This window comes from Serratia sp. CMO1, from assembly GCF_015689115.1.
Classification (GTDB): Bacteria; Pseudomonadota; Gammaproteobacteria; order Enterobacterales; family Enterobacteriaceae; genus Serratia; species Serratia marcescens.
Map to the genome: position 1 here is coordinate 4,575,749 of NZ_CP065032.1, position 23,419 is coordinate 4,599,167.

The following is a 23,419-nucleotide window of genomic DNA, read 5'->3' on the forward strand; positions in this document are numbered from 1 at the left end:
GTGATCACCCTCTCATTATTCAGCCAGCAAAAATGCCTTCTGCAGCCATTTATTAACAACTTTGTTAACACGCATTTTTCATCTCGCCAATTGTGAGAGAAACACAAATGGTTACCGCTCGCATTACGGCGGAATAATGTTATCGAATTGCTTTTCAGCGGAAATAAATAAAGGGAAAAAACCCTCGATATTTGCAAACGAGAAAACTTGGCTACAAATACGCAACTGATTTAACTCGCCATTCTCATTTGTTCCCCATCGCAAGCGGTGGTAAAACGTCGTTAATCAAGACAACGCCATCAAAAACTGTCGACGCCATAATAATTGGTTACAATACCCCTACTTTTTGTATTGAACGCGATAATGATAATTACTATTATTTGCGCTCACTTTATTGCATGACCTTATGGATGAATACCGCCGACGGCGTGGCATTTTCGCCGGCAACGTCCAATTATCATCAGCCCGATGTTCATCGGCACCCGGAAGGTTAATCACATGCAGCTTCAACCTAAACACACATATAAGATTATCGGCTTTTCCGGTGAAATTGCGCCGGCCTACCGCCAGAAACTGTTATCGCTCGGCATGCTGCCCGGCTCTTCGTTCGACGTGGTGCGCGTCGCGCCGCTGGGCGATCCGATAGAAATTAAAACCCGCCGCGTCAGCCTGGTGCTGCGCAGGAAAGATCTGGCGCTGCTGCAGCTCGACGGCCAGCCCTGAACCGGCACGCCTCCATTTGCCGACGCGCCCTTGCGCCGGCGCTGTTCTCCTTGAAGACGACACGCTGAACTATGAAAAAACTCACCATCGGCTTAATCGGTAACCCGAACTCCGGCAAAACCACGCTGTTCAACCAGCTGACCGGCGCACGCCAACGGGTCGGCAACTGGGCGGGCGTGACGGTCGAACGCAAAGAAGGCCATTTCACCACCCCGCAGTCCGACGTGCGGCTGGTCGATTTGCCCGGCACCTACTCCCTCACCACCATCTCGGAGCAAACCTCGCTCGATGAGCAGATCGCCTGCCACTACATTTTGAGCGGCGACGCCGATCTGCTGATCAACGTGGTCGACGCCTCCAACCTGGAGCGCAACCTCTACCTGACGCTGCAATTGCTGGAGCTGGGCATCCCCTGCATCGTGGCGCTGAACATGCTCGACATCGCCAAAAGCCAGCATATCAATATCGACGTCGCCGCGCTGTCGGCGCGCCTCGGCTGCCCGGTAGTACCGATGATCTCCACCCGCGCCGACGGCATCGGCGTGCTGAAACAGATGATCGACAATCATCGCATCAACGAACAGCAGGCGCTGGTGAACTACCCGCCGTTACTGCTGAAAGCGGTCGCCACGCTGAGCGACGCCATGCCGCAAACGCTGCCGGCGGTGCAACGCCGCTGGCTGGCATTGCAGATGCTGGAGGGCGACATCTACAGCCACCGGCTGGCCGGCCCCGCCGTCGCGCTGCTGCCTGCGGCCATTCAGGCGTTGCAACAGCAGCAGCAAGAAGACCCGGCGCTGGTGATCGCCGACGCGCGCTACCAGTCCATCGCCACCCTGTGCGACGCGGTCAGCAACTCGCAGCAGGCGATGCCCAACCGCCTGACCGATATGCTGGATAAAGTGATCCTCAACCGCTGGCTGGGCGTGCCGATCTTCCTGTTGGTGATGTACCTGATGTTCCTGCTGGCGATCAATATCGGCGGCGCGCTGCAGCCGATCTTCGATATCGGCTCGGCGGCGATCTTCATTCAGGGCATTCAGTGGCTCGGCTACACCCTGCACTTCCCCGACTGGCTGACCGTATTCCTGGCGCAGGGCGTCGGCGGCGGCATCAACACCGTGCTGCCGCTGGTGCCGCAGATCGGCATGATGTACCTGTTCCTATCGTTCCTGGAAGACTCCGGCTACATGGCGCGCGCGGCGTTCGTGATGGATCGCCTGATGCAGGCGCTCGGGCTGCCGGGCAAATCCTTCGTGCCGCTGATCGTCGGCTTCGGTTGCAACGTGCCGTCCATCATGGGCGCCCGTACGCTGGACGCCCAGCGCGAGCGCCTGATCACCATCATGATGGCGCCGTTCATGTCCTGCGGCGCCCGTCTGGCGATCTTCGCGGTGTTCGCCGCCGCCTTCTTCGGCCAGGACGGCGCTGGGGTGGTGTTCTCGCTGTACATGCTCGGCATCGCGGTGGCGATCCTGACCGGCCTGGTACTCAAATATACCCTCATGCGCGGCGAAGCCTCGCCGTTCGTCATGGAGCTGCCGGTTTACCACGTGCCGCACCTGAAAAGCCTGCTGCTGCAAACCTGGCAGCGGTTGAAAGGCTTCGTGTTGCGCGCCGGTAAGGTGATCGTGGTGGCCAGCATATTCATCGGCGGCCTGAACAGCTTCTCGTTCAGCGGCAAAACGGTCGACAACATCAACGACTCCGCGCTGGCCTCCGTCTCCAAGGTACTGACGCCGCTGCTGCAGCCGATGGGCGTCCACAGCGATAACTGGCAGGCCACCGTTGGGCTGGTGACCGGCGCGATGGCGAAAGAAGTGGTGGTCGGCACGCTGAATACGCTGTATACCGCCGAGCACATCAACAAAGAGGCGTTCGACGCCGCCAACTTCAACTTGCTCGATGAACTGGGCGGCGCGCTGCAGGAAACCTGGGACGGCCTGAAAAACACCTTCAGCCTGAGCGTGCTGTCCAACCCGATCGAAGCCAGCAAGGGCGACGGTGAGATGGGCGTCGGTTCGATGGGCGTGATGAGCAGCAAATTCGGCTCCGGCATCTCCGCCTACAGCTACCTGATCTTCGTGCTGCTGTATGTGCCTTGCGTTTCGGTGATGGGCGCCATCGCCCGCGAATCGAGCCGCGGCTGGATGACCTTCTCTATCCTGTGGGGGCTGAACGTGGCCTACTCGCTGGCGACGCTGTTCTATCAGGCGGCGACCTTCAACCAACACCCGCAGTACAGCCTGACGGCGATCCTGGCAGTGGTGCTGGTGAATCTGCTGGTGCTGTTCGGCCTGCGCCGGGCGCGCAGCCGCGTCACGGTGCGCCTGGGCAACGCCACGCCGGCGGCCTGTTGCCAGAGCGCCAAAGGGAGCTGTCACTGATGGCCGGGCTGCTGCAGGTGCGCGATGCGCTGGCGCTGCGCGGCAGCGCCCAGGCGCAGCAGCTCAGCCAATCGCTAGCGACGCCGTTGCCGCTGGTGCAGGCGATGCTGGATCGTTTGACAGCAATGGGGAAAGTGGAACGTATCGAACAGGATGGCGGCGCCTGTCTGAGCGGCGGCTGCAAAAGCTGCCCGCAGGGCCAGGGATGCAGCACGGTGTTCTACCGGCTGAAGGCCTAACGATCAGGGGCGCCGCAGCGGCGCCCCTTGCCGTTCAAGGCTTATTGCTTGTCTTTGTAAACTTCGGCGATGGCGCTGAATTTACCGTGTTCGCGGCCCGCCAGGATCACGTAGTATTGACCGCCCTTTTCGTCCGCCAGTTTGGACAGCTCTTCCTTGGCGTCCATCGGTGACGTGGTTTCCGCCGTCGTGGTGACGGTGCCGATCTTCTCGTATTTACCCGGATTCTTATCCAGATCTTCCTTGGTCAGCAGGGTTGCCGCCATGGAGCCGAAAGACACCGAACCCAGCACTGCCGCTGCAATAATCATCTTCAATGATTTCATGACACTAACCTCTCAATGGATAATTTATCTGTTATGAAAGCCGTCCAGGATCCATGCGTAGTACCGCAGGCTGCCGCGACATCCACAGGCCTCGTTGCTTTCCCTGACGGGGCCTGTTTCCCAGAGACGAAACGCCAAAATGAAAATCGCCGCACGCGGTCTTTTCATTTTGCAGCCAACGCATTGACTCACTAAGTATTGAACAGCTTTGTCTTTTATCCACCCGGCGGCGTTTTTTTTCGCGCTCTATCGTGCGTTTTCCCGCTGCATTCAATGTGCTGCAATAAACGCTTCGATCATCGTCACAAATTCATCGGGATGAGAGATAAACGGCGCATGGGCGGCTTTGGCCACGATCTGCGACGTGGAGTTCGGCCAGGCGGCGTTGAGCAGCTCGGCGACCTTGCGCGGCACCAGCCCGTCCAGATAGCCGTAGATCCGCAGCAGCGGCAGATTCAACTCCGCCAGCGGCGCGCGCAGATCGGCGGTGCGCAGGATCTCCAGCCCGCCGTTCAGTACCTCGACGCTCGGCGTCGGTTGGTTGAGCACTACCGCTTTCAGCTGGCGCGCATCCTGACGCGCGCTCTCGGTGCCCAGCGTCTGCAGCGCCAGAAAACGCTCGACGGTGCGCTGGAAATCCAGGCTTAGCTGGTGCTGGAAACCGCTCAGCACATCCGGACGGATCCCCGGCCACGCATCGCGGGCGGCAAAGCACGGCGAAGAGGCCACGGTGATGAGCCCGCTGACCCGCTGCGGCTGCATCAGCGCCGCCTGGCTGGCCACCAGTCCGCCGAGCGACCAGCCGAGCCACCAGGCCTGCGGCGGGGCAGCCGCCAGCACGATTTCCGTCATCTGCTCCAGCGACAGGGCGCCGAACCCCTGGCTGCGGCCGTACCCCGGCAGATCGACCAGGTGCAGGCGAAAATGCGGCGTCAGCCGCGCCTGAATGCAACGCCACACTTCGGCGTTCAATCCCCAGCCGTGCAGCAGCACAAGATCGCGTTCGCCTTCGCCTATTGTTTGCCAGTACAGCGCTGTCATTGGTTATTGTCCTTTCATGCTTACCCGTCTCGGAGACGCTATGCTATCAATCCGCAGCCGCTGTTGGCTATGCCGACAACCGTTGAGCCTGATGCGTCATGGCATCTGCAGTTGCTGCCTGCGCCATCTGCCGGCCCACCCGCCGTGTTGCCCGCGCTGCGGATTGCCCGCCGGGAAGGCGCGAACGCCCTGCGGCCGCTGCCTGCAACGGCCGCCGCCCTGGCAACGGCTGGTGTTCGTCGGCGACTACGCTGCGCCCCTCAGCCAACTGGTAAAAAGGTTCAAGTTCCACCGCGCGCCCGAGCTCGCGCCGACGCTGGCGCGCCTGATGCTGTTGCGGTGGCAGCAGGCGCGCAGAGAGCAGTATCTGAACAGACCCGACCTGATTTTAGCGGTACCCTTGCATGCATCACGCTGCTGGCGCCGTGGCTATAACCAGAGCGATCTGCTGGCGCGGCCGCTGGCGCGCTGGCTGGGCTGCGCCTATCAGCCCGCCGCCTTGCGCCGGGTGCGCAAAACCGCCCTGCAACAGCGGCTGAGCGCCTCTGCCCGCAGACGCAATCTGCAGCGCGCGTTCGCCTGTACCGTGCCGGTCGCCGGCCGGCATATCGCCTTGGTGGATGACGTGGTGACCACCGGCAGCACCGTCGCGGCGATCGCGGCGCTGCTGCGGCGGCAAGGCGCCGCCTCGGTGCAGATATGGTGCGTTTGCCGCACGTTGTAGTGCCACGGCAATGGGCGTATTATAACCGACTATAGAAGTCAACTATTGAGCTAATGCTATGATCCGTATAACAGATGCTGCACAGGAACACTTTGCCAAACTGCTGGCAAATCAAGAAGAAGGCACCCAAATCCGCGTATTCGTGATCAACCCGGGCACGCCGACGGCCGAATGCGGTGTCTCTTATTGCCCGCCGGACGCGGTAGAAGCGACGGATACCGAACTGAAGTTCGACAAACTGTCCGCCTATGTCGATGAGCTGAGCGCGCCGTATCTGGAAGACGCCGAAATCGACTTCGTGACCGACCAGCTGGGTTCTCAGCTGACGCTGAAGGCGCCGAACGCCAAGATGCGCAAGGTCGATGACGACGCGCCGCTGATGGAGCGCGTGGAGTACGTGCTGCAGTCGCAGATCAACCCACAGCTGGCGGGCCACGGCGGCCGCGTAACGCTGATGGAGATCACCGACGACAACATGGCTATTCTGCAGTTCGGCGGCGGTTGCAACGGCTGTTCGATGGTCGACGTCACGCTGAAAGAAGGCATCGAGAAAGAGCTGCTGCAGAAATTCCCGGAGCTGAAGGGCGTGCGTGACCTGACCGAGCACCAGCGCGGCGAGCACTCCTACTACTGATACCCTTCTTACTTGAAGTTGCAGCGTTGTTGGCCGCATGCGCACACCCCAGTCACTTACTTAAGTAAGCTCCTGGGGATTTACGCACTTGCCGCCTAGCTGCAACTCCAATTAATTCGGGTATCCGTCATTTGGATGGGACTAAAGTTCTCGTCCTTTGACCTAATACAACGACACCTCATCGTCACCCCACCGACACCTTGCGTCGGCGCTTGTCCAAATCCTTCAGCAGCCGGTTTATCCGCGGGTCGGCGAACATCTCCTCCAGCGTCCGGGTCAGCTTGCGCCGCCAGTTAGGGTACTGATCGCTGGTGCCGGGAATGTTGACCGGATCCGCCATATCCAGCCAGTCTTCCGGCTGCAGGCCGAGCAAGGCGCTGGCGCTGTCGGCGACATAACGCTGCAGGCCGCGGTTGAGCAGCGGGCTCATGCCGAGCAGCGCCGCCTTCTTGCCCACCTTCTGCGGCACGCAGCCATAGCGATGCAATCCGTCCAGCAATCCCTGCTTGGCGCGTTCCCGATCGGCGAACAGCGCCCGCAGGATTTCCGCGTCCGGGTAAAGACCCAGCCGGTTGCCGAGCGTCAGGTCGTCGCTTTGCCAGTAGCCGCGCAGCGTCGGCAGATCGTGGGTGGTGATGGTCGCCATCGCCTGCACCGGATAGGCCTGCGGCGCGCGGAAATGGTGTTCGCCGTCGCTTTCGAAATAGAGCACTTTGTAGGAATAGACGCCGCTGTCGCGCAGCTTGCCGACGATTTCCACCGGCACCGTGCCGAGATCCTCACCGATCACCATGCAGCGGTGGCGCTGGCTTTCCAGCGCCAGCACCGCCAGCAGATCGTCCACCGGGTATTTGACGTAGGCGCCGCGATCGGCGGTTTCGCCATACGGGATCCACCACAGCCGCAACAGCGCCATGACGTGATCGATGCGCAGCGCGCCGCAGCTGGTCATGTTGGCGCGCAAAAGATCGATGAACGGCTGATACCCGCGCGCCGCCATCACGTGCGGATCCATCGGCGGCAGGCCCCAGTTTTGCCCCAGCGGCCCCAGAATATCCGGCGGCGCCCCGACCGACGCTTTTAGGCAGTACAGCTCACGGTCACACCAGGTTTCCGCCCCGCCTTCCGCCACCCCGACCGCCAGATCGCGATACAGGCCAATCGGCATCTGCTGCTGTTGACTCTGGTCAAAACACTGCGCGAACTGCGTGCCCGCCAGCCATTGCAGCCACAGATAAAAGCGAACCGCGTCCTGATGTTCAGCGCAGAACTGCCGCACCGCTTCGCTCTGCCCCTGCCGATAACGTTCGGGCCAGGCCGGCCAGCCCCACTGGCTGGCGTCTTTGGCCGCCAGATGGGCGTGCAGCGCATCAAACGCCGCCTGCTGATACAGGCTGTCGCCGCCCTCAGCCACAAACAGCTCGAACGCCTGACGCTGCACGTCGTTCGGCTGGCGCGCCTGAAACAGCGGGAACGCCAGCTTCAGCGCCGCCAGCTTCAGCTGCATCACGGCGGTGTAATCCACCCACTCCGCGGCGCGCGCCCTGGCCAGCTGCTTCTGCGTCGCCGGCTTCTGCCACCAGCGCTGCGCCGCGTCGCTGCGCTGGAAATCCTCCACCGCGTTGACGTCGATATACGCCAGATTCAGCCAGCGGCGCGACGAGGGGCTGTAGGGGCTGGCGCTCTCCGGGTTGGCCGGATACAGCGCATGGATCGGATTGAGGCCGACGAAGGCACCGCCGCGTTCCCCCACCTGCTCCACCATCAGGCGCAGATCGCCGAAATCGCCGATGCCCCAGTTGCGATCGGAACGCAGCGTATACAGCTGAACGCAGGCGCCCCACAGTTTCTTGCCGGTCAGCAAGGCGTCCGGCTCGAAGCAGCGCCTCGGCGCGACGATCACGCGGCATGACCACTGCCGCACGCCCTGGCTCAGCGTCAATTGATGGTAGCCCGCCGGCAAATCGCCGGGCAACGTCAGGGTCTTGCGCGCGCCGACGCGCCCCTGCAGGCATTCGCCGTCTTCACGCTGCAGCGCCCACAGGTACTCGCCTTCACCCGCCGGGGTCAACGCCAGCGGCGCGCCCTGATAGAACACCTTGACCGCCGGTAACGGCGACGCCGCGTCTTCCTGCGCGGCATCGGCCCGATTCATGGCCGCCAACAGCTTGCGCTTGGTCTCCGGTTCAATCGCCTGCCGCTTGCCGTGGGCATTGATGAAATCGGCAGCGATCCCCGCCTGCGCTGCCGCCTGATCGATACGCTTGCGATCCATTCGCTCTCCTTAACGTTTGGCTTGCCAGATGCGCTGCTGATAATCGCGGATCGAGCGATCCGAGCTGAACATGCCGACGCGCGCGGTGTTAAGGATAGACCGCCGCGTCCACTCGTCCCGATCGCGATACAGTTCATCGACCCGGCGCTGCGCCTGGCAGTACGAGGCAAAGTCCGCCAGCACCAGGTAGGGATCGCCGCCTTCCAGCAGGCTGTGCAGCATCATGTCGAACGCGTGCTTATCGCCGTGGCTGAAGGCGCCGCTCGCCAGCTCGTCCAGAATCGCCTTCAGGTGCTTGTCTTTCTTGCGGTAGCTGAGCGGATCGTAACCCTTCGCCACTATCGCCTTCACCTGCTCCACGGTATTGCCGAAGATAAAGATATTGTCTTCGCCCACCTGCTCGGCAATTTCGACGTTGGCGCCGTCCAGCGTGCCGACCGTCAGCGCGCCGTTCAACGCCAGCTTCATGTTGCCGGTGCCGGAGGCCTCTTTGCCGGCGGTGGAGATCTGTTCGGAGATATCCGCCGCCGGGATCATCAGTTCGGCCACCGAGACGCGGTAGTCAGGGATGAACGCCACTTTCAGGCGATCTTTCACCAACGGATCGTTGTTGATCTTCTCGGCCGCCTGATTGATGGCGTAGATGATGTTCTTCGCCAGGTAGTAGCCCGGCGCCGCCTTGGCGCCGAACAGGAAGACGCGCGGCACGATGTCCAGGTTGGGGTTGTCGCGCAGCTGGCGATACAGCGACAGGATGTGCAGCAGGTTCAGGTGCTGACGTTTGTATTCATGCAGGCGTTTGATCTGCACGTCGAAGATCGCGTCCGGGTCGAGCGTCAACCCCATCACGCCGTGCACGTAATGGGCCAGCGCCACCTTGTTGTCGCGTTTGATCTGCTGATAACGCTGGCGGAACGCCGCGTCGTCGGCGAATTTTTCCAGCCCGCGCAGCGCGTCGAGATCGCTCGCCCACTCCACCTTCAGCGTCTCGTCGATCAGGCCCGACAGCGCCGGGTTGCACTGTTTCAGCCAGCGGCGCGGCGTGATGCCGTTAGTGACGTTATGGAATTTGTTCGGCCACAGCTGGTGATATTCCGGGAACAGATCTTTCACCACCAGATCCGAGTGCAGCTGCGCTACGCCGTTGACCGCAAAGCCGCTGACCACGCACAGGTTGGCCATGCGCACCTGCTTGTTGTGGTGCACCGCCAGTTTGGCCCACACCGCCTCGTCGCCCGGCCAATGCTTATCCACCAATTTTTTAAACCTGGCGTTGATTTGTTTGATGATGGAGAAATGGCGCGGCAGCAGGCTGCGCACCAATTTTTCATCCCAGCATTCCAGCGCTTCCGGCATCAGGGTGTGGTTGGTATAGGCGAAGGTGTTGCTGGTGATCGCCCAGGCCGCCTCCCACTCCAGCTGGTGTTCGTCCAGCAGAATGCGCAGCATTTCCGGAATGGCGATGGTCGGGTGGGTGTCGTTCAGTTGGATCACTTCGTACTTCGGCAGCTCTTCAATCTTGCGGCCGGCCTGATGGTGCTTGCGCAAAATGTCCGCCACCGAGCAGGCGCACTGGAAATACTGCTGCATCAGGCGCAGGCGCTTGCCGGCCTGATGGTTGTCGTTCGGGTAGAGCACCTTGGTCAGCTTGTCGGCTTCTACGCCCTGCTTCTCCGCCTGCAGGAATTTGCCGTCGTTGAAATCGCTCAGGTTGAACGGATGCTGATGGGTCGCCTGCCACAGGCGCAGCGGCGGCGCCACGCCGTTGCGATACCCCAGCACCGGCAGATCCCAGGCTTCGCCGCGCAGGGTGAAGGCGGGGCGCCACAGTTCGCGGCCGTCGGCCTGCTTTTCCAGCTTGCCGCCGATGCCCACGTCCACCGCCAGCGCGGCGTTGTGGCGGAACCACGGGTAGCTCTCGCGCTGCCAGTTATCCGGCGCCTCTTGCTGTTGCCCTTCGCGGAACGACTGGCGGAACAGCCCGTACTGGTAATTCAGCCCATAGCCGGTGGCCGGTTGTTCCACCGTCGCCATCGAGTCGAGGAAACAGGCCGCCAGCCGCCCCAACCCGCCGTTGCCCAGCGCCGGATCGGTTTCCTGCTCCAGCAGATCCGCCAACTTGACGTTCTGCTCGGCCAGCGCCTGCTCGACGGTGTCGTACCAGCCCAGGTTGATCAGGTTGTTCGCCGTCAGCCGGCCGATCAGAAACTCCATCGAGATGTAGTTTACGTGGCGCAGCGGTTTGGCGCTTTTGCGCGGCGCCGGCTGTGCGGCCAGTTGCTCGGCCAGCGCCGCACTGACGGCCTCCCACCATTGATGTTGCGTCATTTGCTGCGCGGAACTGAGGCCGAACCGTTGCCACTGACGGGCGAGCGCCGCCAGAAAAGCATCCTTCTTGAGCGTAGGCTGTGACATAAGGAAAACTCTCTATCCAGTAAGTGGGTCAAATTGCCGCTATCGTGCCGGTGAGAAAGCCTGACGGCATCATCCCGCCTGGGGATTAGCTGGGGAGGAGGATTGGGGCGTAGCTGGAATTGTGATCTCAGGCACTGTTTGACTCCCTTGCAACGATGCAAAAAAGCCCGCCAACGCGTGCGGCGAGCACTGAGAACGTTAACCCTGACGTTAGCACAAGTATTCGCGCTGCTGAAGTTTTGTCCATGGCCGGAAATGCGATCCGCCACCGTATCGCCGTACTCCGACGCCAAACGTAAAAAAGTGTGATCGATAGCAACTTAACTCCAAGCCGATGCGGAAGCTTGTTGCAATACGTTTAGGGTTGGCAGAAGTTAGGGGGAGCTATTAATTACGAACCATAAAATAATTAGCGCCACACCAATCCCGGCGGGAACCGCGATTTATACCCTGGAATACTATGCTGATCCCATCAAAACTGAGCCGCCCGGTACGGCTGCAAAATACCGTGATCCGCGATCGCCTGCTGGCCAAACTGGCCAGCGCGGGCAACTATCGTCTGACACTGGTCAATTGCCCGGCGGGATACGGGAAAACCACGCTGATCGCCCAATGGGCGGCCGGCAAGGCCGATCTGGGCTGGTATTCCCTGGATGAGAGCGACAACCAGCCGGAGCGCTTCGCCAGCTACCTGATCGCCGCGCTGCAGCAGGCCAGCGGCGGCCGCTGCGTCAAGAGCGAGGCGCTGAGCCAGAAACACCAGTACGCCAGCCTGTCGGCGCTGTTCGCCCAACTGTTTATCGAGCTGGCCGACTGGCATCAACCGCTGTACCTGGTGATCGACGACTATCACCTGATCACCAACGACGCCATTCACGAAGCCATGCGCTTTTTCCTGCGCCATCAGCCGGAAAACCTGACGCTGATCCTGCTCTCGCGCACCTTGCCGCCGCTCGGCATCGCCAACCTGCGGGTGCGCGATCAGCTGTTGGAAATGGGCACGCAGCAGCTGGCGTTCACCCACCAGGAGGCCAAACAGTTCTTCGATTGCCGTCTGGCGGCGCCAATGGAACAGCAGGACAGCAGCCGCCTGTGCGACGAAGTCGAAGGCTGGGCCACCGCGCTGCAGCTGATCGCGCTGTCGGCCCGCCAATCCGCCTCCTCGGCTCAGCTGTCGGCCAAACGGCTGGCGGGGCTGAACGCCAGTCACCTGTCCGACTATCTGGTGGACGAAGTGCTGGACCACGTCGATGCCGATGCGCGCGCCTTCCTGCTGCGCTGTTCGGTGCTGCGCTCAATGAACGACGCGCTGATCGTGCGGCTGACCGGCGAAGACAACGGCCAGCAACGGCTGGAGGAACTGGAACGCCAGGGGCTGTTTATCCACCGCATGGACGACACCGGCGAATGGTTCAACTTCCATCCGCTGTTCGCCTCTTTCCTGCGCCAGCGTTGCCAGTGGGAACTGGCGCTGGAGCTGCCGGGGCTGCATCGCGCCGCCGCCGAGGGCTGGCTGGCGCTGGGGTATCCGGCGGAGGCCATTCACCACGCGTTGGCGGCCAGCGACGTCAGCATGCTGCGCGATATCCTGCTGCAACACGCCTGGTCGCTGTTCCACCACAGCGAACTGGCCTTGCTGGAGGAGTGCCTCAACGCGCTGCCCTATGAGCGCCTGATCCAAAACCCCAAACTGGCGCTGCTGCAGGCCTGGCTGGCGCAGAGCCAGCACCGCTACGGCGAGGTCAACACCCTGCTGGAGCGCGCCGAGCGCACCATGCGCGAGCAGAAAATCGAGATAGACCAAACGCTGCACGCCGAGTTCGACGCCTTGCGCGCCCAGGTGGCGATCAACGCCGGCAAACCGGAAGAAGCCGAGCGGCTGGCGACCGAAGCGTTGAAATTCCTGCCGCTGTCCAGCTACTACAGCCGCATCGTCGCCACCTCGGTAACCGGCGAAGTGCACCACTGCAAGGGCGAACTGGCGCGCGCGCTGCCGATGATGCAGCAGACCGAGCAGATGGCGCGTCGTCATCAGGCCAACCATTACGCGCTCTGGGCGCTGCTGCAGCAGAGTGAAATCCTTATCGCCCAAGGCTTCCTGCAGGCCGCTTACGAAACCCAGGATAAGGCGTTCGAACTGATCCGCGAGCAGCACCTGGAACAGCTGCCGATGCACGAATTTCTGCTGCGCATCCGCGCCCAGATCCTGTGGTCATGGTCACGGTTGGACGAAGCGGAAGACGCGGCGCGCGCCGGGCTGAAAATTCTGGCCAACTACCAACCGCAGCAGCAGCTGCAGTGCATCGCCATGTTGGCCAAATGCTCGCTGGCGCGCGGCGATCTGGACAACGCCAATACCCATCTGCAGCGCTGCGAAACCCTGCTGCACGGCGCCCACTATCATCGCGACTGGCTGACCAACACCGACAAGTCGCGGGTGATCCACTGGCAGATGACCGGCGACACCGCCGCCGCCGCCCAGTGGCTGCGCCACACCGAAAAACCCGGCATGGCGGACAACCACTTCACGCAGGGCCAATGGCGCAACATCGCGCGGGTGCAAATCCTGCTCGGCCAGTATGAAGAGGCCGGCGTGGTGCTGGATGAACTGAACGAAAACGCTCGTCGCCTGCGGCTGGTGAGCGATCTCAACCGCAACCTGCTGCTCAGCAACCAGCTCTACTGGCTGCTGGAGCGCAAGGGCGAAGCGCAGCAGGCGCTGATCGAAGCGCTGTCGCTGGCTAACCGCACCGGCTTTATCAGCCACTTCGTCATCGAAGGCGAAGCGATGGCGCAACAGCTGCGTCAGCTGCTCCAGCTCAACACGCTGCCGGAGCTGGAGCAGCATCGCGCCCAGCGTATCCTGCGCGACATCAACCAGCATCATCGGCACAAGTTCGCGCATTTCGACGAGAACTTCGTCGATAAGCTGCTGACCCACCCGCAGGTGCCGGAACTGATCCGCACCAGCCCGCTCACCCAACGCGAATGGCAGGTGCTGGGGCTGATCTATTCCGGTTACAGCAACGACCAGATCGCCGGCGAGCTGGACGTGGCGGCCACCACCATCAAGACGCACATCCGCAACCTGTATCAGAAACTGGGCGTGGCCCATCGCCAGGAGGCGGTGCAGCAGGCGCAGCAACTGCTGAAGATGATGGGCTACGGCGCGTAAAAACCCTGATGTCCCTCTGGTCTTAAACGCCGCAGAGTTGGTTACAATAGCGGCGTCCCCCTATTACGAGGCAGTCAGCAGTATGGAACAGTTCGAAGCGATCAACGTTGAGCAGGCGTACACCCGCTGGAAAGAGGGCAGCGCCGCCCTGGTCGACATCCGCGATCCGCAAAGTTTTGAAGCCGGGCATACGCCGGGCGCCTTTCACCTCACCAACGCCACCCTGTCGGCCTTTATGCAGCAAAACGACTTCGAGCGGCCGGTGATGGTGATGTGCTACCACGGCAACAGCAGCCGCAGCGCGGCGCAGTACCTGCTGCACCAGGGGTTCGACGCGGTCTACAGCATCGACGGCGGTTTCGAGGCCTGGGCCCGCCAGTATCCGCAAGACGTGGAAACCTCTGCCTGATCCCCGCCGCCCGCCGCGCGTCGGCGGGCTTCCCCTTCATTTTTATGCGCGTTTTCGCGGGTTTTTCGCAGATCCGTTTGCCAGCGCTCAGGATTTCGACGTTATAATCGGCCGTCAGGGTCGCCGGCGAGCAAGCCGCGGCCAAAATCATTCACTTACGACGGAAGAGCAATGGTTAGAGTAATCGCCATATCCAACCCGCGCCTGGCGCTGGCCTTTGTCGACTATATGGCGACCCAGGGCATCCGGCTTGAGCTGCGCAACAGCGGCGAGGCGGCGGAAATCTGGCTGGCCGACGACGGTCACCTCGAGCAGGTGCAACACGAGCTGCAGCAGTTTCTGGCCGATCCGCTCAACCGCCGTTATCAGGCCGCCAGCTGGCAGACCGGCCATACCGACGCCGGCCTGCATTATCAGAGCGAATCCTACCTGCACACCCTGCGCAGCAAGGCCGGTCCGCTGACGCTCGGCGTGATGGTGCTGTGCATCGCGGTCTATATTCTGATGCAGGCGCTCGGCGACGATACCGTGATGTATTGGCTCTCCTGGCCGCAGGACAGCAGCCAATACACCCAGCTGTGGCGCTGGATCAGCCATGCGTTCCTGCATTTCTCCCTGCTGCATATCCTGTTTAACCTGATGTGGTGGTGGTATCTCGGCGGCCAGATGGAAAAACGCCTCGGCGCCGGCAAGCTGTTCGTGCTGGCGGTGGTGTCGGCCTTCTTCAGCGGCTGGGCGCAATCGCTGTTCAGCGGCGCGCTGTTTGGCGGGCTGTCGGGCGTGGTCTATGCGCTGATGGGCTATGTGTGGCTGTCGGGCGAACGGGCGCCGGAGCGCGGCCTGATGCTGCCGCGCGGCCTGATGGTGTTCTCGGTGTTGTGGCTGGTGGCCGGATATTTCGATATTTTAGGAATGTCGATCGCCAACGCGGCACACGTAGCCGGTTTAGTGTTAGGGTTATTGATGGCATTTTGGGATACGCGTCATCGCGCACACAACGAACAATAACAGCCGAGAGCTATGTCCAGCGGGCATAGCGGGCGTTTTAGGGGATTATCGTGAAGCAAACACAGCGTCATGACGCAATTATCGAGCTGGTGCGCCTGCAGGGTTACGTCAGCACGGAAGAGCTGGTCGAACATTTTGACGTCAGCCCGCAAACGATTCGCCGCGATTTGAATGACCTGGCCGACCAGAACAAGATCCAGCGTCACCACGGCGGCGCGGCGCTGCCTTCCAGCTCGGTCAACGCTGCCTATAACGATCGCAAGGTGATGTGGTCGGAAGAGAAGGCCCGCATCGCGCAGCGCGTCGCCAGCCAGATCCCGGACGGCGCCACGCTGTTCATCGATATCGGCACCACGCCGGAAGCGGTGGCCCATGCGCTGATGAACCACAAGAACCTGCGCGTGGTCACCAACAACCTTAACGTCGCCACCCTGTTGACCGCCAAGGAAGACTTCCGCCTGATCCTGGCCGGCGGCGAAGTGCGCACACGCGACGGCGGCATCATGGGCGAAGCCACCCTGGACTTCATCTCCCAATTCCGTCTCGATTACGGCATTCTCGGCATCAGCGGCATCGATATGGACGGCTCGCTGCTCGAATTCGACTATCACGAAGTGCGCACCAAACGCGCGATTATCGAAAATTCCCGCTGCGTGATGCTGGTCACCGACCATTCCAAATTCGGCCGCAACGCCATGGTCAACCTGGGCAACATGAACCTGATCGACTACCTGTTTACCGACCAACTGCCGCCGCCGAGCGTGATGAAAATCATCGAACAGTACGACGTGCAGCTGGAGTTGTGCTGATTCGGCCTTAACCTGCGGGGCGCGCCGCCGTCCCGTTTCATACCTTCAGGCTCCCCTCATCGACAGCCGTTTGCGCGCCCGCGCCATATCCATACTGCTTGTGTGACTATCATCACCAAACTGTTACCTCTATCACGCCTAAATGTTTTTGTTTGGTTAACTCTTGGCTTGCCTGTTGGTTTTTGATTACAATCATGAGCGAAAACGAACATGAAAGAGCTATTTCGAACATCTGGAGGAAGATGACGTGGAAACCAAAGACTTGATCGTTATCGGTGGCGGCATCAACGGTGCCGGCATCGCGGCGGATGCTGCCGGGCGCGGGCTGTCGGTACTGCTACTGGAAGCGCAAGACTTGGCCGGTGCTACGTCTTCCGCCAGTTCCAAACTGATCCACGGTGGCCTGCGCTACCTGGAACACTACGAATTCCGTCTGGTAAGCGAAGCGCTGGCCGAACGTGAAGTGCTGCTGAAGCTGGCGCCGCACATCGCGTTCCCGATGCGTTTCCGCCTGCCGCACCAGCCGCACCTGCGTCCGGCCTGGATGATCCGTATCGGCCTGTTCCTGTACGATCACCTGGGCAAACGCACCAGCCTGCCGGGCAGCAAGGGTTTGCGCTTTGGACCAGAGTCGGTGCTAAAGCCCGAATTGAAGCGCGGTTTCGAATATTCCGACTGCTGGGTCGACGATGCTCGCCTGGTGGTGCTGAACGCGCAGGAAGTGGAAAAACGCGGCGGCGAAGTGCGCACCCGCACCAAAGTGACCCGCGCATGGCGTGAAAACGGCCTGTGGATGGTGGAAGCGGTCGATATCGACAGCGGCAAAACCTTCACCTGGCGCGCCAAAGGCCTGGTGAACGCCACCGGCCCGTGGGTGAAAAACTTCTTCGACGACGGCCTGAAGCTCAAATCGCCTTACGGCATCCGCCTGATCAAAGGCAGCCACATCGTGGTGCCGCGCGTGCACGATCAGCCGCAGTCTTACATTCTGCAGAACGAAGACCACCGCATCGTGTTCGTGATCCCGTGGAATGACGAGTTCTCCATCATCGGCACCACCGACGTGGAGTACAAAGGCGATCCGAAAGACGTGAAGATCGACGAGAACGAAATCGCTTATCTGCTGAAAGTGTACAACGATCACTTCAAGAAGCAGCTGGGCCGCGACGACATCGTCTGGACTTACTCCGGCGTGCGTCCGCTGTGCGACGACGAATCCGATTCACCGCAGGCGATCACCCGCGATTACACGCTGGACGTGCACGATGAGCAGGGCAAAGCGCCGCTGCTGTCGGTCTTCGGCGGCAAGCTGACCACCTACCGCAAGCTGGCCGAACATGCGATGGAAAAACTGGCCCACTACTACCCAGGCTGCGGCCCGGCGTGGACCAAAAACGCCACGCTGCCGGGCGGTGACATCGACGGCGATCGCGATGGCTACGCGGCCAAACTGCGCCGTGCGCACGGCTGGCTGCCGGAAGCCCTGGCGCGCCGCTATGCCCGCACCTACGGCAGCCAGAGCGAGCTGATCCTGGCCGGCGCCAACGGCCTCGCCGATCTGGGCGAAGATTTCGGCCACGGTCTGTATGAAGCCGAGCTGCGTTACCTGACCGAGAAAGAGTGGGTCGTAGAGCTGGACGACGCCATCTGGCGCCGCACCAAGCTGGGCATGTGGCTGGACGAGGCGCAGCAGGCGCGAGTGAAAGCCTGGCTGGCGGAACACGCGAAAACGAAAGCGCTGTCTCTGGCTTCCTGAGCTGCAGCGTAACGACAAAGGGCCGGTTATCCGGCCCTTTGCTTTTTTCCTCTCCCGCTTTACAGCTTCACCGGCTTAATGTGCCAAATTTCATCCGCGTATTCCTGAATGGTGCGATCGGATGAGAAGTAGCCCATATTGGCGATATTCAGCACCGCGCGCCGCGTCCACTCGTCCTGATTGAGATACACCTCGTCCACCTTGTCCTGCGTGTCCACATAGCTGCGGTAATCCGCCAACAGCTGATAGTGATCGCCGAGGTTGACCAGCGAGTCGAACAAATTGCCATAGCGTTTCGGCTCTTCCGGGCTGAACACCCCGGTGGCGATCTGCGTCAGCGCCTGATGCAGCTCCGGGTCTTGCTCATAGTACTGGCGCGGGTTGTAACCGTTGCGGCGCAGTTCCTCAACCTGCTCGGCGGTATTGCCGAAAATAAAGATATTCTCCTCCCCCACGTGCTCGCGCATCTCGACGTTGGCGCCGTCCAGCGTGCCGATGGTCAGCGCGCCGTTCAGCGCGAACTTCATGTTGCTGGTGCCCGAGGCCTCGGTGCCCGCCAGCGAGATCTGTTCCGACAGATCCGCCGCCGGGATAATGATCTGCGCCAGGCTGACGCCGTAGTTCGGAATGAACACCACCTTCAGTTGGGTATGCACGCGCGGATCGTTGTTGATCACTTTGGCCACGTCGTTGATCAGACGGATGATCTGCTTGGCTGCATAGTAGGCAGAGGCCGCCTTGCCGGCGAAGATCACCACCCTCGGCACGCGCTCGATGTCAGGGTCAGCCAGCAAACGGTTATACAGCGTGATGACGTGCAGCACGTTGAGCAGTTGCCGTTTGTACTCGTGGATACGCTTGATTTGCACATCGAACAACGCATCCGGGTTGACTACCACGTTGAGCGTTTTGGCGATATACAGCGCCAGCCGCTCCTTGTTCTGCCGTTTGGCGCGCTGCACCGCCTGCAGGAAGCTCGGGTAATCGACGTTGGCTTTGATCTCGCTCAGTTGGCTGAGATCGGTGCGCCAGGTTTGGCCGATGCAGTCGTCCAGCACCGCCGCCAGCGGCGGGTTGGCCAGCGCCAGCCAACGGCGCGGCGTCACCCCGTTGGTTTTGTTGCAGAAACGAGTCGGGAACAGCCGGGCGAAGTCGGCGAACAGCGACTGCACCATCAGTTCGGAATGCAGGGCGGAAACGCCGTTGACCTTGTGGCTGGCCACCACCGCCAGCCACGCCATGCGCACCCGGCGGCCGTTGGTTTCGTCGATGATCGAGACCCGCGCCAGCAGGTCGTTGTCGTCCGGCGCCACTTCCTGCACCATCTTGAGGAAGTGATCGTTGATTTCGAAAATCAGCTGCAGATGGCGCGGCAAGATGCGGCCTATCATGTCCAGCGGCCAGGTCTCCAGCGCCTCGCTCATCAGCGTGTGGTTGGTGTAAGAGAACACCTGCTCCACCACTTCCCAGGCGTCGAGCCACTTGAATTTGTGCTCGTCGATCAGCCGGTGCATCAGCTCGGGGATCGACAATACCGGGTGGGTGTCGTTGAGGTGAATGGCGATCTTGTCCGCCAGGTTGTCGAAGGTTTTGTGCATCAACCAATGGCGGTTGAGAATATCCTGCACCGTGGCCGACACCAGGAAATACTCCTGCCGCAGCCGCAGCTCGCGCCCGGAGGAGGTCGAATCGTCCGGATAGAGCACGCGCGACACGTTCTCCGAGTGGTTTTTGTCTTCCACCGCCGCGAAGTAATCGCCCTGGTTGAACTTGCCGAGGTTGATCTCATTACTGGCCTGCGCGCCCCACAACCGCAGCGTATTGGTGGCGTCGGTGTCAAAACCGGGGATCACCTGATCGTAGGCGATGGCCACGACCTCTTCGGTCTCCAGCCAGCGCGCCTTGGCCCCCTCCTGCTGCACGCGGCCGCCGAAGCGCACCTTGTAGCGGGTGTTATGGCGCGGAAACTCCCACGGATTGCCGTACTCCAGCCAGTAGTCCGGCGACTCCATCTGTTGGCCGTTGACGATGTTCTGCTTGAACATGCCGTATTCATAGCGAATGCCGTAGCCGCGCCCCGGCAGCGCCAGCGTCGCCAGCGAGTCGAGGAAACAGGCCGCCAGCCGGCCCAGGCCGCCGTTACCAAGCCCGGGGTCGTTTTCTTCCTCCAGCAGCTCCGCCAGGTTCAGCCCCATCTCGTTCAGCGCGTTGTCGATGTCCTGATAGATGCCCATCGACAGCAGCGCGTTTGACAGGGTGCGGCCGATCAGGAACTCCATCGACAGGTAATACACCTGCCGCACGTCTTGAGACAGCTGGGCGCGGTTGGAACGCAGCCAGCGCTCCACCATGCGATCGCGCACCGCGAACAGCACGGCGTTCAGCCAATCGTGCCGGTTGGCGATGGCCGGATCCTTGCCGACGATAAACATCAGCTTATAGGCGATGGAGTGTTTCAGCGCTTCCACACTGACCGTAGGTGAGGTGTAACTAAACGGTGAAGTCATGGCTTTTTAATCCCTTGTGGGGAGCCCCGCCATTCGCCGCGGAATAGCGGGCTCCGCTGAACATGGACGCGGCACGCCGCGCCCCGACAATCTACCCTTACGGCTGCCCGCCGCGCGTCAACCCGAGACGCGAAACGCGGGCTACAAGCGTTGATAAAGCGATAAATACTCTTTCGCCGCCACCGGCCAGCCGAAGTCCACGCTCATCGCGTGGCGCTGAACGTGGCGCCAGTGTTTCGGCCGGCTCCACAGCACCATGGCGCGGCGGATGGCGTTGCCCAGCGCGACGGCGTCGCAATCGTCGAACACGAATCCGCTGGCGGTGCCGTCGGCCAGGTTCTCCAGCGCGCAGTCCACCACCGTGTCCGCCAGCCCGCCGGTGCGGCGCACCAGCGGCAGCGTGCCGTACTTCAGACCGTAGAGCTGCGTCAGACCGCAGGGCTCGAAGCGGCTCGGCACCAGAATAACGTCGGCGCCGCCGATGATGCGGTGGGAGAAGGATTCGTGATAACCGATCTGCACGCCGACCTGTTCAGGGTAGTCGGCGGCGGCGGCCAGAAACGCCTGTTGCAGCACCGCATCGCCGGCGCCCAGCAGCGCCAGCTGCCCGCCCTGCGCCAGCAGTTCAGGCAACGCCTGCAGCACCAGATCCAGGCCTTTTTGGCTGGTCAATCGGCTCACCACCGCGAACACCGGCAGCGATTCGTCCACCTTCAGCCCCATGGCCTTTTGCAGATGCAGCTTGTTTTTGACCTTGCTTTTCAGATCGTCGGCGTCATAGCGGGCGCTCAGCCGCGGGTCGTGGGCCGGATCCCAAATCTTGTCGTCCACCCCGTTGAGGATGCCGCTCAGCCTGCCCTGCCGCTGCCGCTCCTGTAGCAGCCCCTCCATGCCGTAGCCGAACTCCGGCCGGGTGATCTCGCGCGCATAGGTCGGGCTGACGGCGGTCACGTGGTCGGCATAAAACAGCCCGGCCTTGAGGAACGACATCTGGCCGTAGAACTCCAGGCCATAGACGTTGTAAAACGACGCCGGCAGCCACAGTTCGGTCACGTGATGGGCGGAAAACAGCCCTTGATAGGCCAGGTTATGCACCGTGAACACCGAACGCGCCGGGTGGCCGTTGGCGGCCAGATAGGCACAGCTAAGACCGGCGTGCCAGTCGTGGGCATGCACCAATTGCGGCCGCCAGTAGCGATCCAGCCCCTTGGCCAGCTCGCAGGCCATCCAGCCCAGCAGCGCAAAGCGGCGGTGGTTGTCGGGGTAGGCGTACATAGACTGATCGTGGTACGGGCTGCCCGGCCGGTCATACAGCCAGGGCGCATCGATGAGATAGATGCCCACGCCATGGTAGGTGCCGTAACGCAGGCCAACCCGCCCGGCGAACGAGTCGATTTCCGCCACCAGCACGGTGTCGGGTATGCCGTTGCGTACGTCAGGGAAAGCGGGCAATAGCACCCGAACATCGGCGCCTTCGGCGATTTGCGCCGCCGGCAGCGCGCCAACCACGTCTGCGAGTCCGCCCGTTTTCAGCAGGGGGAACATTTCAGAACATACGTGTAAGACCTGCATTATCACTCCTGAAAGTCGGCCGAAGGCCTCTGGATAAGAAATAAAGCAGGCTTGCCGCTGTTATGTGTGCCGCGTTGCGCAAGCCATCGAACCGTTCATCGGGCGGCAGGCTATCGTTCTGCCCCCACGTTAACTCACAATTTTGACAACATTTCGCGCGTCACCAGCACGATGCCGCCTTCCGAGCGATAGAAACGCTTGCTGTCCTCATCGGCGTTTTCCCCGATCACCATGCCCTCCGGAATATGACAGGCGCGGTCGATGATGCAGCGCCGCAGGCGGCAGGAACGGCCGACGTTCACGTCCGGCAACAATACGGTAGAGTCGATGGTGCAGAACGAGTTCACTCGCACGCGCGGGAACAGCACCGAATGCACCACCACCGACCCGGACACGATGCAACCGCCGGACACCAGCGAGTTCATGGTCATGCCATGGCTGCCGGAGCGATCCTGCACAAACTTGGCCGGCGGCAGCGGTTCCATGTGGGTGCGGATCGGCCAGGCGCGGTCGTACATGTCCAGCTCCGGCGTCACCGACGCCAGATCGAGATTGGCGCGCCAATAGGCGTCCAACGTGCCCACATCGCGCCAGTACGGCGGCAGATCGGGATTGGACGTCACGCAGGACAAGGTAAACGGATGCGCCCACGCCGCCTGCTGCGCGGTGATTTTCGGGATCAGATCCTTGCCGAAATCGTGGCTGGAGCCGGGGGTCGACATATCCTCTTGCAGCAGCTGGAACAGGTAGGCGGCATTAAAAATATAGATGCCCATGCTGGCCAGCGACATATCCGGGTTGCCCGGCATCGCCGGCGGATCGGCGGGCTTTTCCAGAAACTCGATGATACGGTCGCTTTCATCCACCTTCATCACGCCGAATTCGCCGGCTTCGCTGCGCGGCACCGGCAGGCAGGCCACGGTGCACTGAGCGCCCTTCTCGACGTGATCGATCAGCATGCGTGAATAATCCATCTTGTAGATGTGATCGCCCGCCAGGATCACCACGTATTCGGCCTCGTAGCGGCGGATGATATCCAGGTTCTGGTACACCGCGTCGGCGGTGCCCTTGTACCAATGCTCGGTGCTGAGGCGCTGCTGGGCCGGCAGCAGATCGACGAACTCGTTCATTTCCTCGTTGAGGAACGACCAGCCGCGTTGAATGTGCTGCACCAGCGTGTGCGACTGGTATTGGGTGATCACGCCGATGCGGCGGATGCCGGAGTTCAGGCAGTTCGACAAGGCGAAATCGATGATGCGGAATTTGCCGCCAAAGTGGACGGCGGGCTTGGCGCGGGTGGAGGTCAAATCTTTCAAACGTGAGCCGCGGCCGCCGGCCAGGATCAGCGCTACGGATTTAATCGGCAACTGGCGCGCCAACATCAGGGGGTCTTTATTTTCAAACCTAACCATAGCGGAC

The 23,419-nt window shown here is 61.5% G+C and carries 17 protein-coding genes; 10 read left to right on the top strand and 7 right to left on the bottom strand.

The window, feature by feature from the left end:
* Positions 1-498: 498 nt before the first annotated feature.
* From feoA to IT763_RS21860, 3 genes are all read left to right on the top strand, one after another.
* Positions 499-723, top strand: coding sequence for a ferrous iron transporter A (gene feoA, locus IT763_RS21850; protein ID WP_028127609.1), 225 nt, complete (start codon positions 499-501; stop codon positions 721-723).
* A gap of 71 nt (positions 724-794) precedes the next feature.
* The gene (feoB, locus tag IT763_RS21855) at positions 795-3,110 is read left to right on the top strand and encodes a Fe(2+) transporter permease subunit FeoB (protein WP_206195002.1); all 2,316 of its coding nucleotides are present in this window, start codon (positions 795-797) and stop codon (positions 3,108-3,110) included.
* Positions 3,110-3,349: a FeoC-like transcriptional regulator gene (locus IT763_RS21860; protein ID WP_016930385.1), complete on the top strand. Its 240-nt coding sequence runs from the start codon at positions 3,110-3,112 to the stop codon at positions 3,347-3,349. The genes feoB and IT763_RS21860 overlap by 1 nt, the downstream gene beginning before the upstream one ends.
* A 41-nt stretch (positions 3,350-3,390) precedes the next feature.
* On the opposite strand, the gene IT763_RS21865 is transcribed toward IT763_RS21860, so the two are convergent.
* Both IT763_RS21865 and bioH read right to left on the bottom strand, forming a co-directional pair.
* On the bottom strand, positions 3,391-3,675 hold the full coding sequence (locus tag IT763_RS21865) for a YdgH/BhsA/McbA-like domain containing protein (protein WP_004930765.1): 285 nt from the start codon (positions 3,673-3,675) through the stop codon (positions 3,391-3,393).
* Positions 3,676-3,945: 270 nt separating this feature from the next.
* Positions 3,946-4,716, bottom strand: coding sequence for a pimeloyl-ACP methyl ester esterase BioH (gene bioH / locus IT763_RS21870; protein ID WP_206195003.1), 771 nt, complete (start codon positions 4,714-4,716; stop codon positions 3,946-3,948).
* Positions 4,717-4,756: 40 nt separating this feature from the next.
* Here bioH and gntX point away from each other — a divergent pair, with 40 nt between their 5' ends.
* Positions 4,757-5,440, top strand: coding sequence for a DNA utilization protein GntX (gntX, locus tag IT763_RS21875; RefSeq protein WP_028128296.1), 684 nt, complete (start codon positions 4,757-4,759; stop codon positions 5,438-5,440).
* 58 nt (positions 5,441-5,498) lie between these two features.
* Positions 5,499-6,074, top strand: coding sequence for a Fe-S biogenesis protein NfuA (nfuA, locus tag IT763_RS21880; protein ID WP_004930777.1), 576 nt, complete (start codon positions 5,499-5,501; stop codon positions 6,072-6,074).
* A gap of 184 nt (positions 6,075-6,258) precedes the next feature.
* Here nfuA and malQ read toward each other — a convergent pair whose 3' ends face one another.
* Both malQ and malP read right to left on the bottom strand, forming a co-directional pair.
* Positions 6,259-8,349 (bottom strand): 4-alpha-glucanotransferase, encoded by a 2,091-nt coding sequence (gene malQ / locus IT763_RS21885; protein WP_206195004.1) that lies wholly within the window; start codon positions 8,347-8,349, stop codon positions 6,259-6,261.
* Positions 8,350-8,358: 9 nt separating this feature from the next.
* The gene (gene malP / locus IT763_RS21890) at positions 8,359-10,764 is read right to left on the bottom strand and encodes a maltodextrin phosphorylase (protein WP_206195005.1); all 2,406 of its coding nucleotides are present in this window, start codon (positions 10,762-10,764) and stop codon (positions 8,359-8,361) included.
* Between the two features lie 460 nt (positions 10,765-11,224).
* Between malP and malT the strand changes: the two genes are divergently transcribed.
* From malT to glpD, 5 genes are all read left to right on the top strand, one after another.
* Positions 11,225-13,939, top strand: a complete 2,715-nt coding sequence (gene malT / locus IT763_RS21895; protein ID WP_164053190.1) for an HTH-type transcriptional regulator MalT — start codon at positions 11,225-11,227, stop codon at positions 13,937-13,939.
* Positions 13,940-14,021: 82 nt separating this feature from the next.
* A complete protein-coding gene (glpE, locus tag IT763_RS21900) occupies positions 14,022-14,348 on the top strand; it encodes a thiosulfate sulfurtransferase GlpE (protein ID WP_004930790.1) in 327 nt (108 codons plus the stop codon).
* A 171-nt stretch (positions 14,349-14,519) separates the two neighbouring features.
* Positions 14,520-15,356 carry a rhomboid family intramembrane serine protease GlpG gene (gene glpG, locus IT763_RS21905; protein ID WP_016930391.1) on the top strand — a complete coding sequence of 279 codons (837 nt, stop codon included), beginning with the start codon at positions 14,520-14,522 and terminating at the stop codon, positions 15,354-15,356.
* Positions 15,357-15,406: 50 nt separating this feature from the next.
* Entirely contained in the window at positions 15,407-16,165 is a 759-nt protein-coding gene (locus tag IT763_RS21910; RefSeq protein WP_004930797.1) for a DeoR/GlpR family transcriptional regulator, read from the top strand.
* 247 nt (positions 16,166-16,412) lie between these two features.
* On the top strand, positions 16,413-17,921 hold the full coding sequence (glpD, locus tag IT763_RS21915) for a glycerol-3-phosphate dehydrogenase (protein ID WP_206195006.1): 1,509 nt from the start codon (positions 16,413-16,415) through the stop codon (positions 17,919-17,921).
* Between the two features lie 59 nt (positions 17,922-17,980).
* On the opposite strand, the gene glgP is transcribed toward glpD, so the two are convergent.
* The 3 genes from glgP to glgC form a co-directional block, all read right to left on the bottom strand.
* Positions 17,981-20,428: a glycogen phosphorylase gene (gene glgP / locus IT763_RS21920; RefSeq protein ID WP_004930804.1), complete on the bottom strand. Its 2,448-nt coding sequence runs from the start codon at positions 20,426-20,428 to the stop codon at positions 17,981-17,983.
* Between the two features lie 141 nt (positions 20,429-20,569).
* The gene (glgA, locus tag IT763_RS21925; protein ID WP_004930807.1) at positions 20,570-22,000 is read right to left on the bottom strand and encodes a glycogen synthase GlgA; all 1,431 of its coding nucleotides are present in this window, start codon (positions 21,998-22,000) and stop codon (positions 20,570-20,572) included.
* A gap of 134 nt (positions 22,001-22,134) precedes the next feature.
* Positions 22,135-23,412: a glucose-1-phosphate adenylyltransferase gene (gene glgC, locus IT763_RS21930; RefSeq protein ID WP_016930394.1), complete on the bottom strand. Its 1,278-nt coding sequence runs from the start codon at positions 23,410-23,412 to the stop codon at positions 22,135-22,137.
* Positions 23,413-23,419 lie beyond the last annotated feature (7 nt).

Bases quoted from the DNA above. Each gene is read 5' to 3' on its own strand.
- glpG (WP_016930391.1), top strand. From the start codon at position 14,520: ATGGTTAGAGTAATCGCCATATCCAACCCGCGCCTGGCGCTGGCCTTT.
- malQ (WP_206195004.1), bottom strand. From the start codon at position 8,349: ATGGATCGCAAGCGTATCGATCAGGCGGCAGCGCAGGCGGGGATCGCT.
- bioH (WP_206195003.1), bottom strand. From the start codon at position 4,716: ATGACAGCGCTGTACTGGCAAACAATAGGCGAAGGCGAACGCGATCTT.
- nfuA (WP_004930777.1), top strand. From the start codon at position 5,499: ATGATCCGTATAACAGATGCTGCACAGGAACACTTTGCCAAACTGCTG.
- glpE (WP_004930790.1), top strand. From the start codon at position 14,022: ATGGAACAGTTCGAAGCGATCAACGTTGAGCAGGCGTACACCCGCTGG.
- IT763_RS21865 (WP_004930765.1), bottom strand. From the start codon at position 3,675: ATGAAATCATTGAAGATGATTATTGCAGCGGCAGTGCTGGGTTCGGTG.
- feoB (WP_206195002.1), top strand. From the start codon at position 795: ATGAAAAAACTCACCATCGGCTTAATCGGTAACCCGAACTCCGGCAAA.
- malT (WP_164053190.1), top strand. From the start codon at position 11,225: ATGCTGATCCCATCAAAACTGAGCCGCCCGGTACGGCTGCAAAATACC.
- glgC (WP_016930394.1), bottom strand. From the start codon at position 23,412: ATGGTTAGGTTTGAAAATAAAGACCCCCTGATGTTGGCGCGCCAGTTG.
- feoA (WP_028127609.1), top strand. From the start codon at position 499: ATGCAGCTTCAACCTAAACACACATATAAGATTATCGGCTTTTCCGGT.
- gntX (WP_028128296.1), top strand. From the start codon at position 4,757: ATGCTATCAATCCGCAGCCGCTGTTGGCTATGCCGACAACCGTTGAGC.
- malP (WP_206195005.1), bottom strand. From the start codon at position 10,764: ATGTCACAGCCTACGCTCAAGAAGGATGCTTTTCTGGCGGCGCTCGCC.
- glgA (WP_004930807.1), bottom strand. From the start codon at position 22,000: ATGCAGGTCTTACACGTATGTTCTGAAATGTTCCCCCTGCTGAAAACG.
- IT763_RS21860 (WP_016930385.1), top strand. From the start codon at position 3,110: ATGGCCGGGCTGCTGCAGGTGCGCGATGCGCTGGCGCTGCGCGGCAGC.
- glgP (WP_004930804.1), bottom strand. From the start codon at position 20,428: ATGACTTCACCGTTTAGTTACACCTCACCTACGGTCAGTGTGGAAGCG.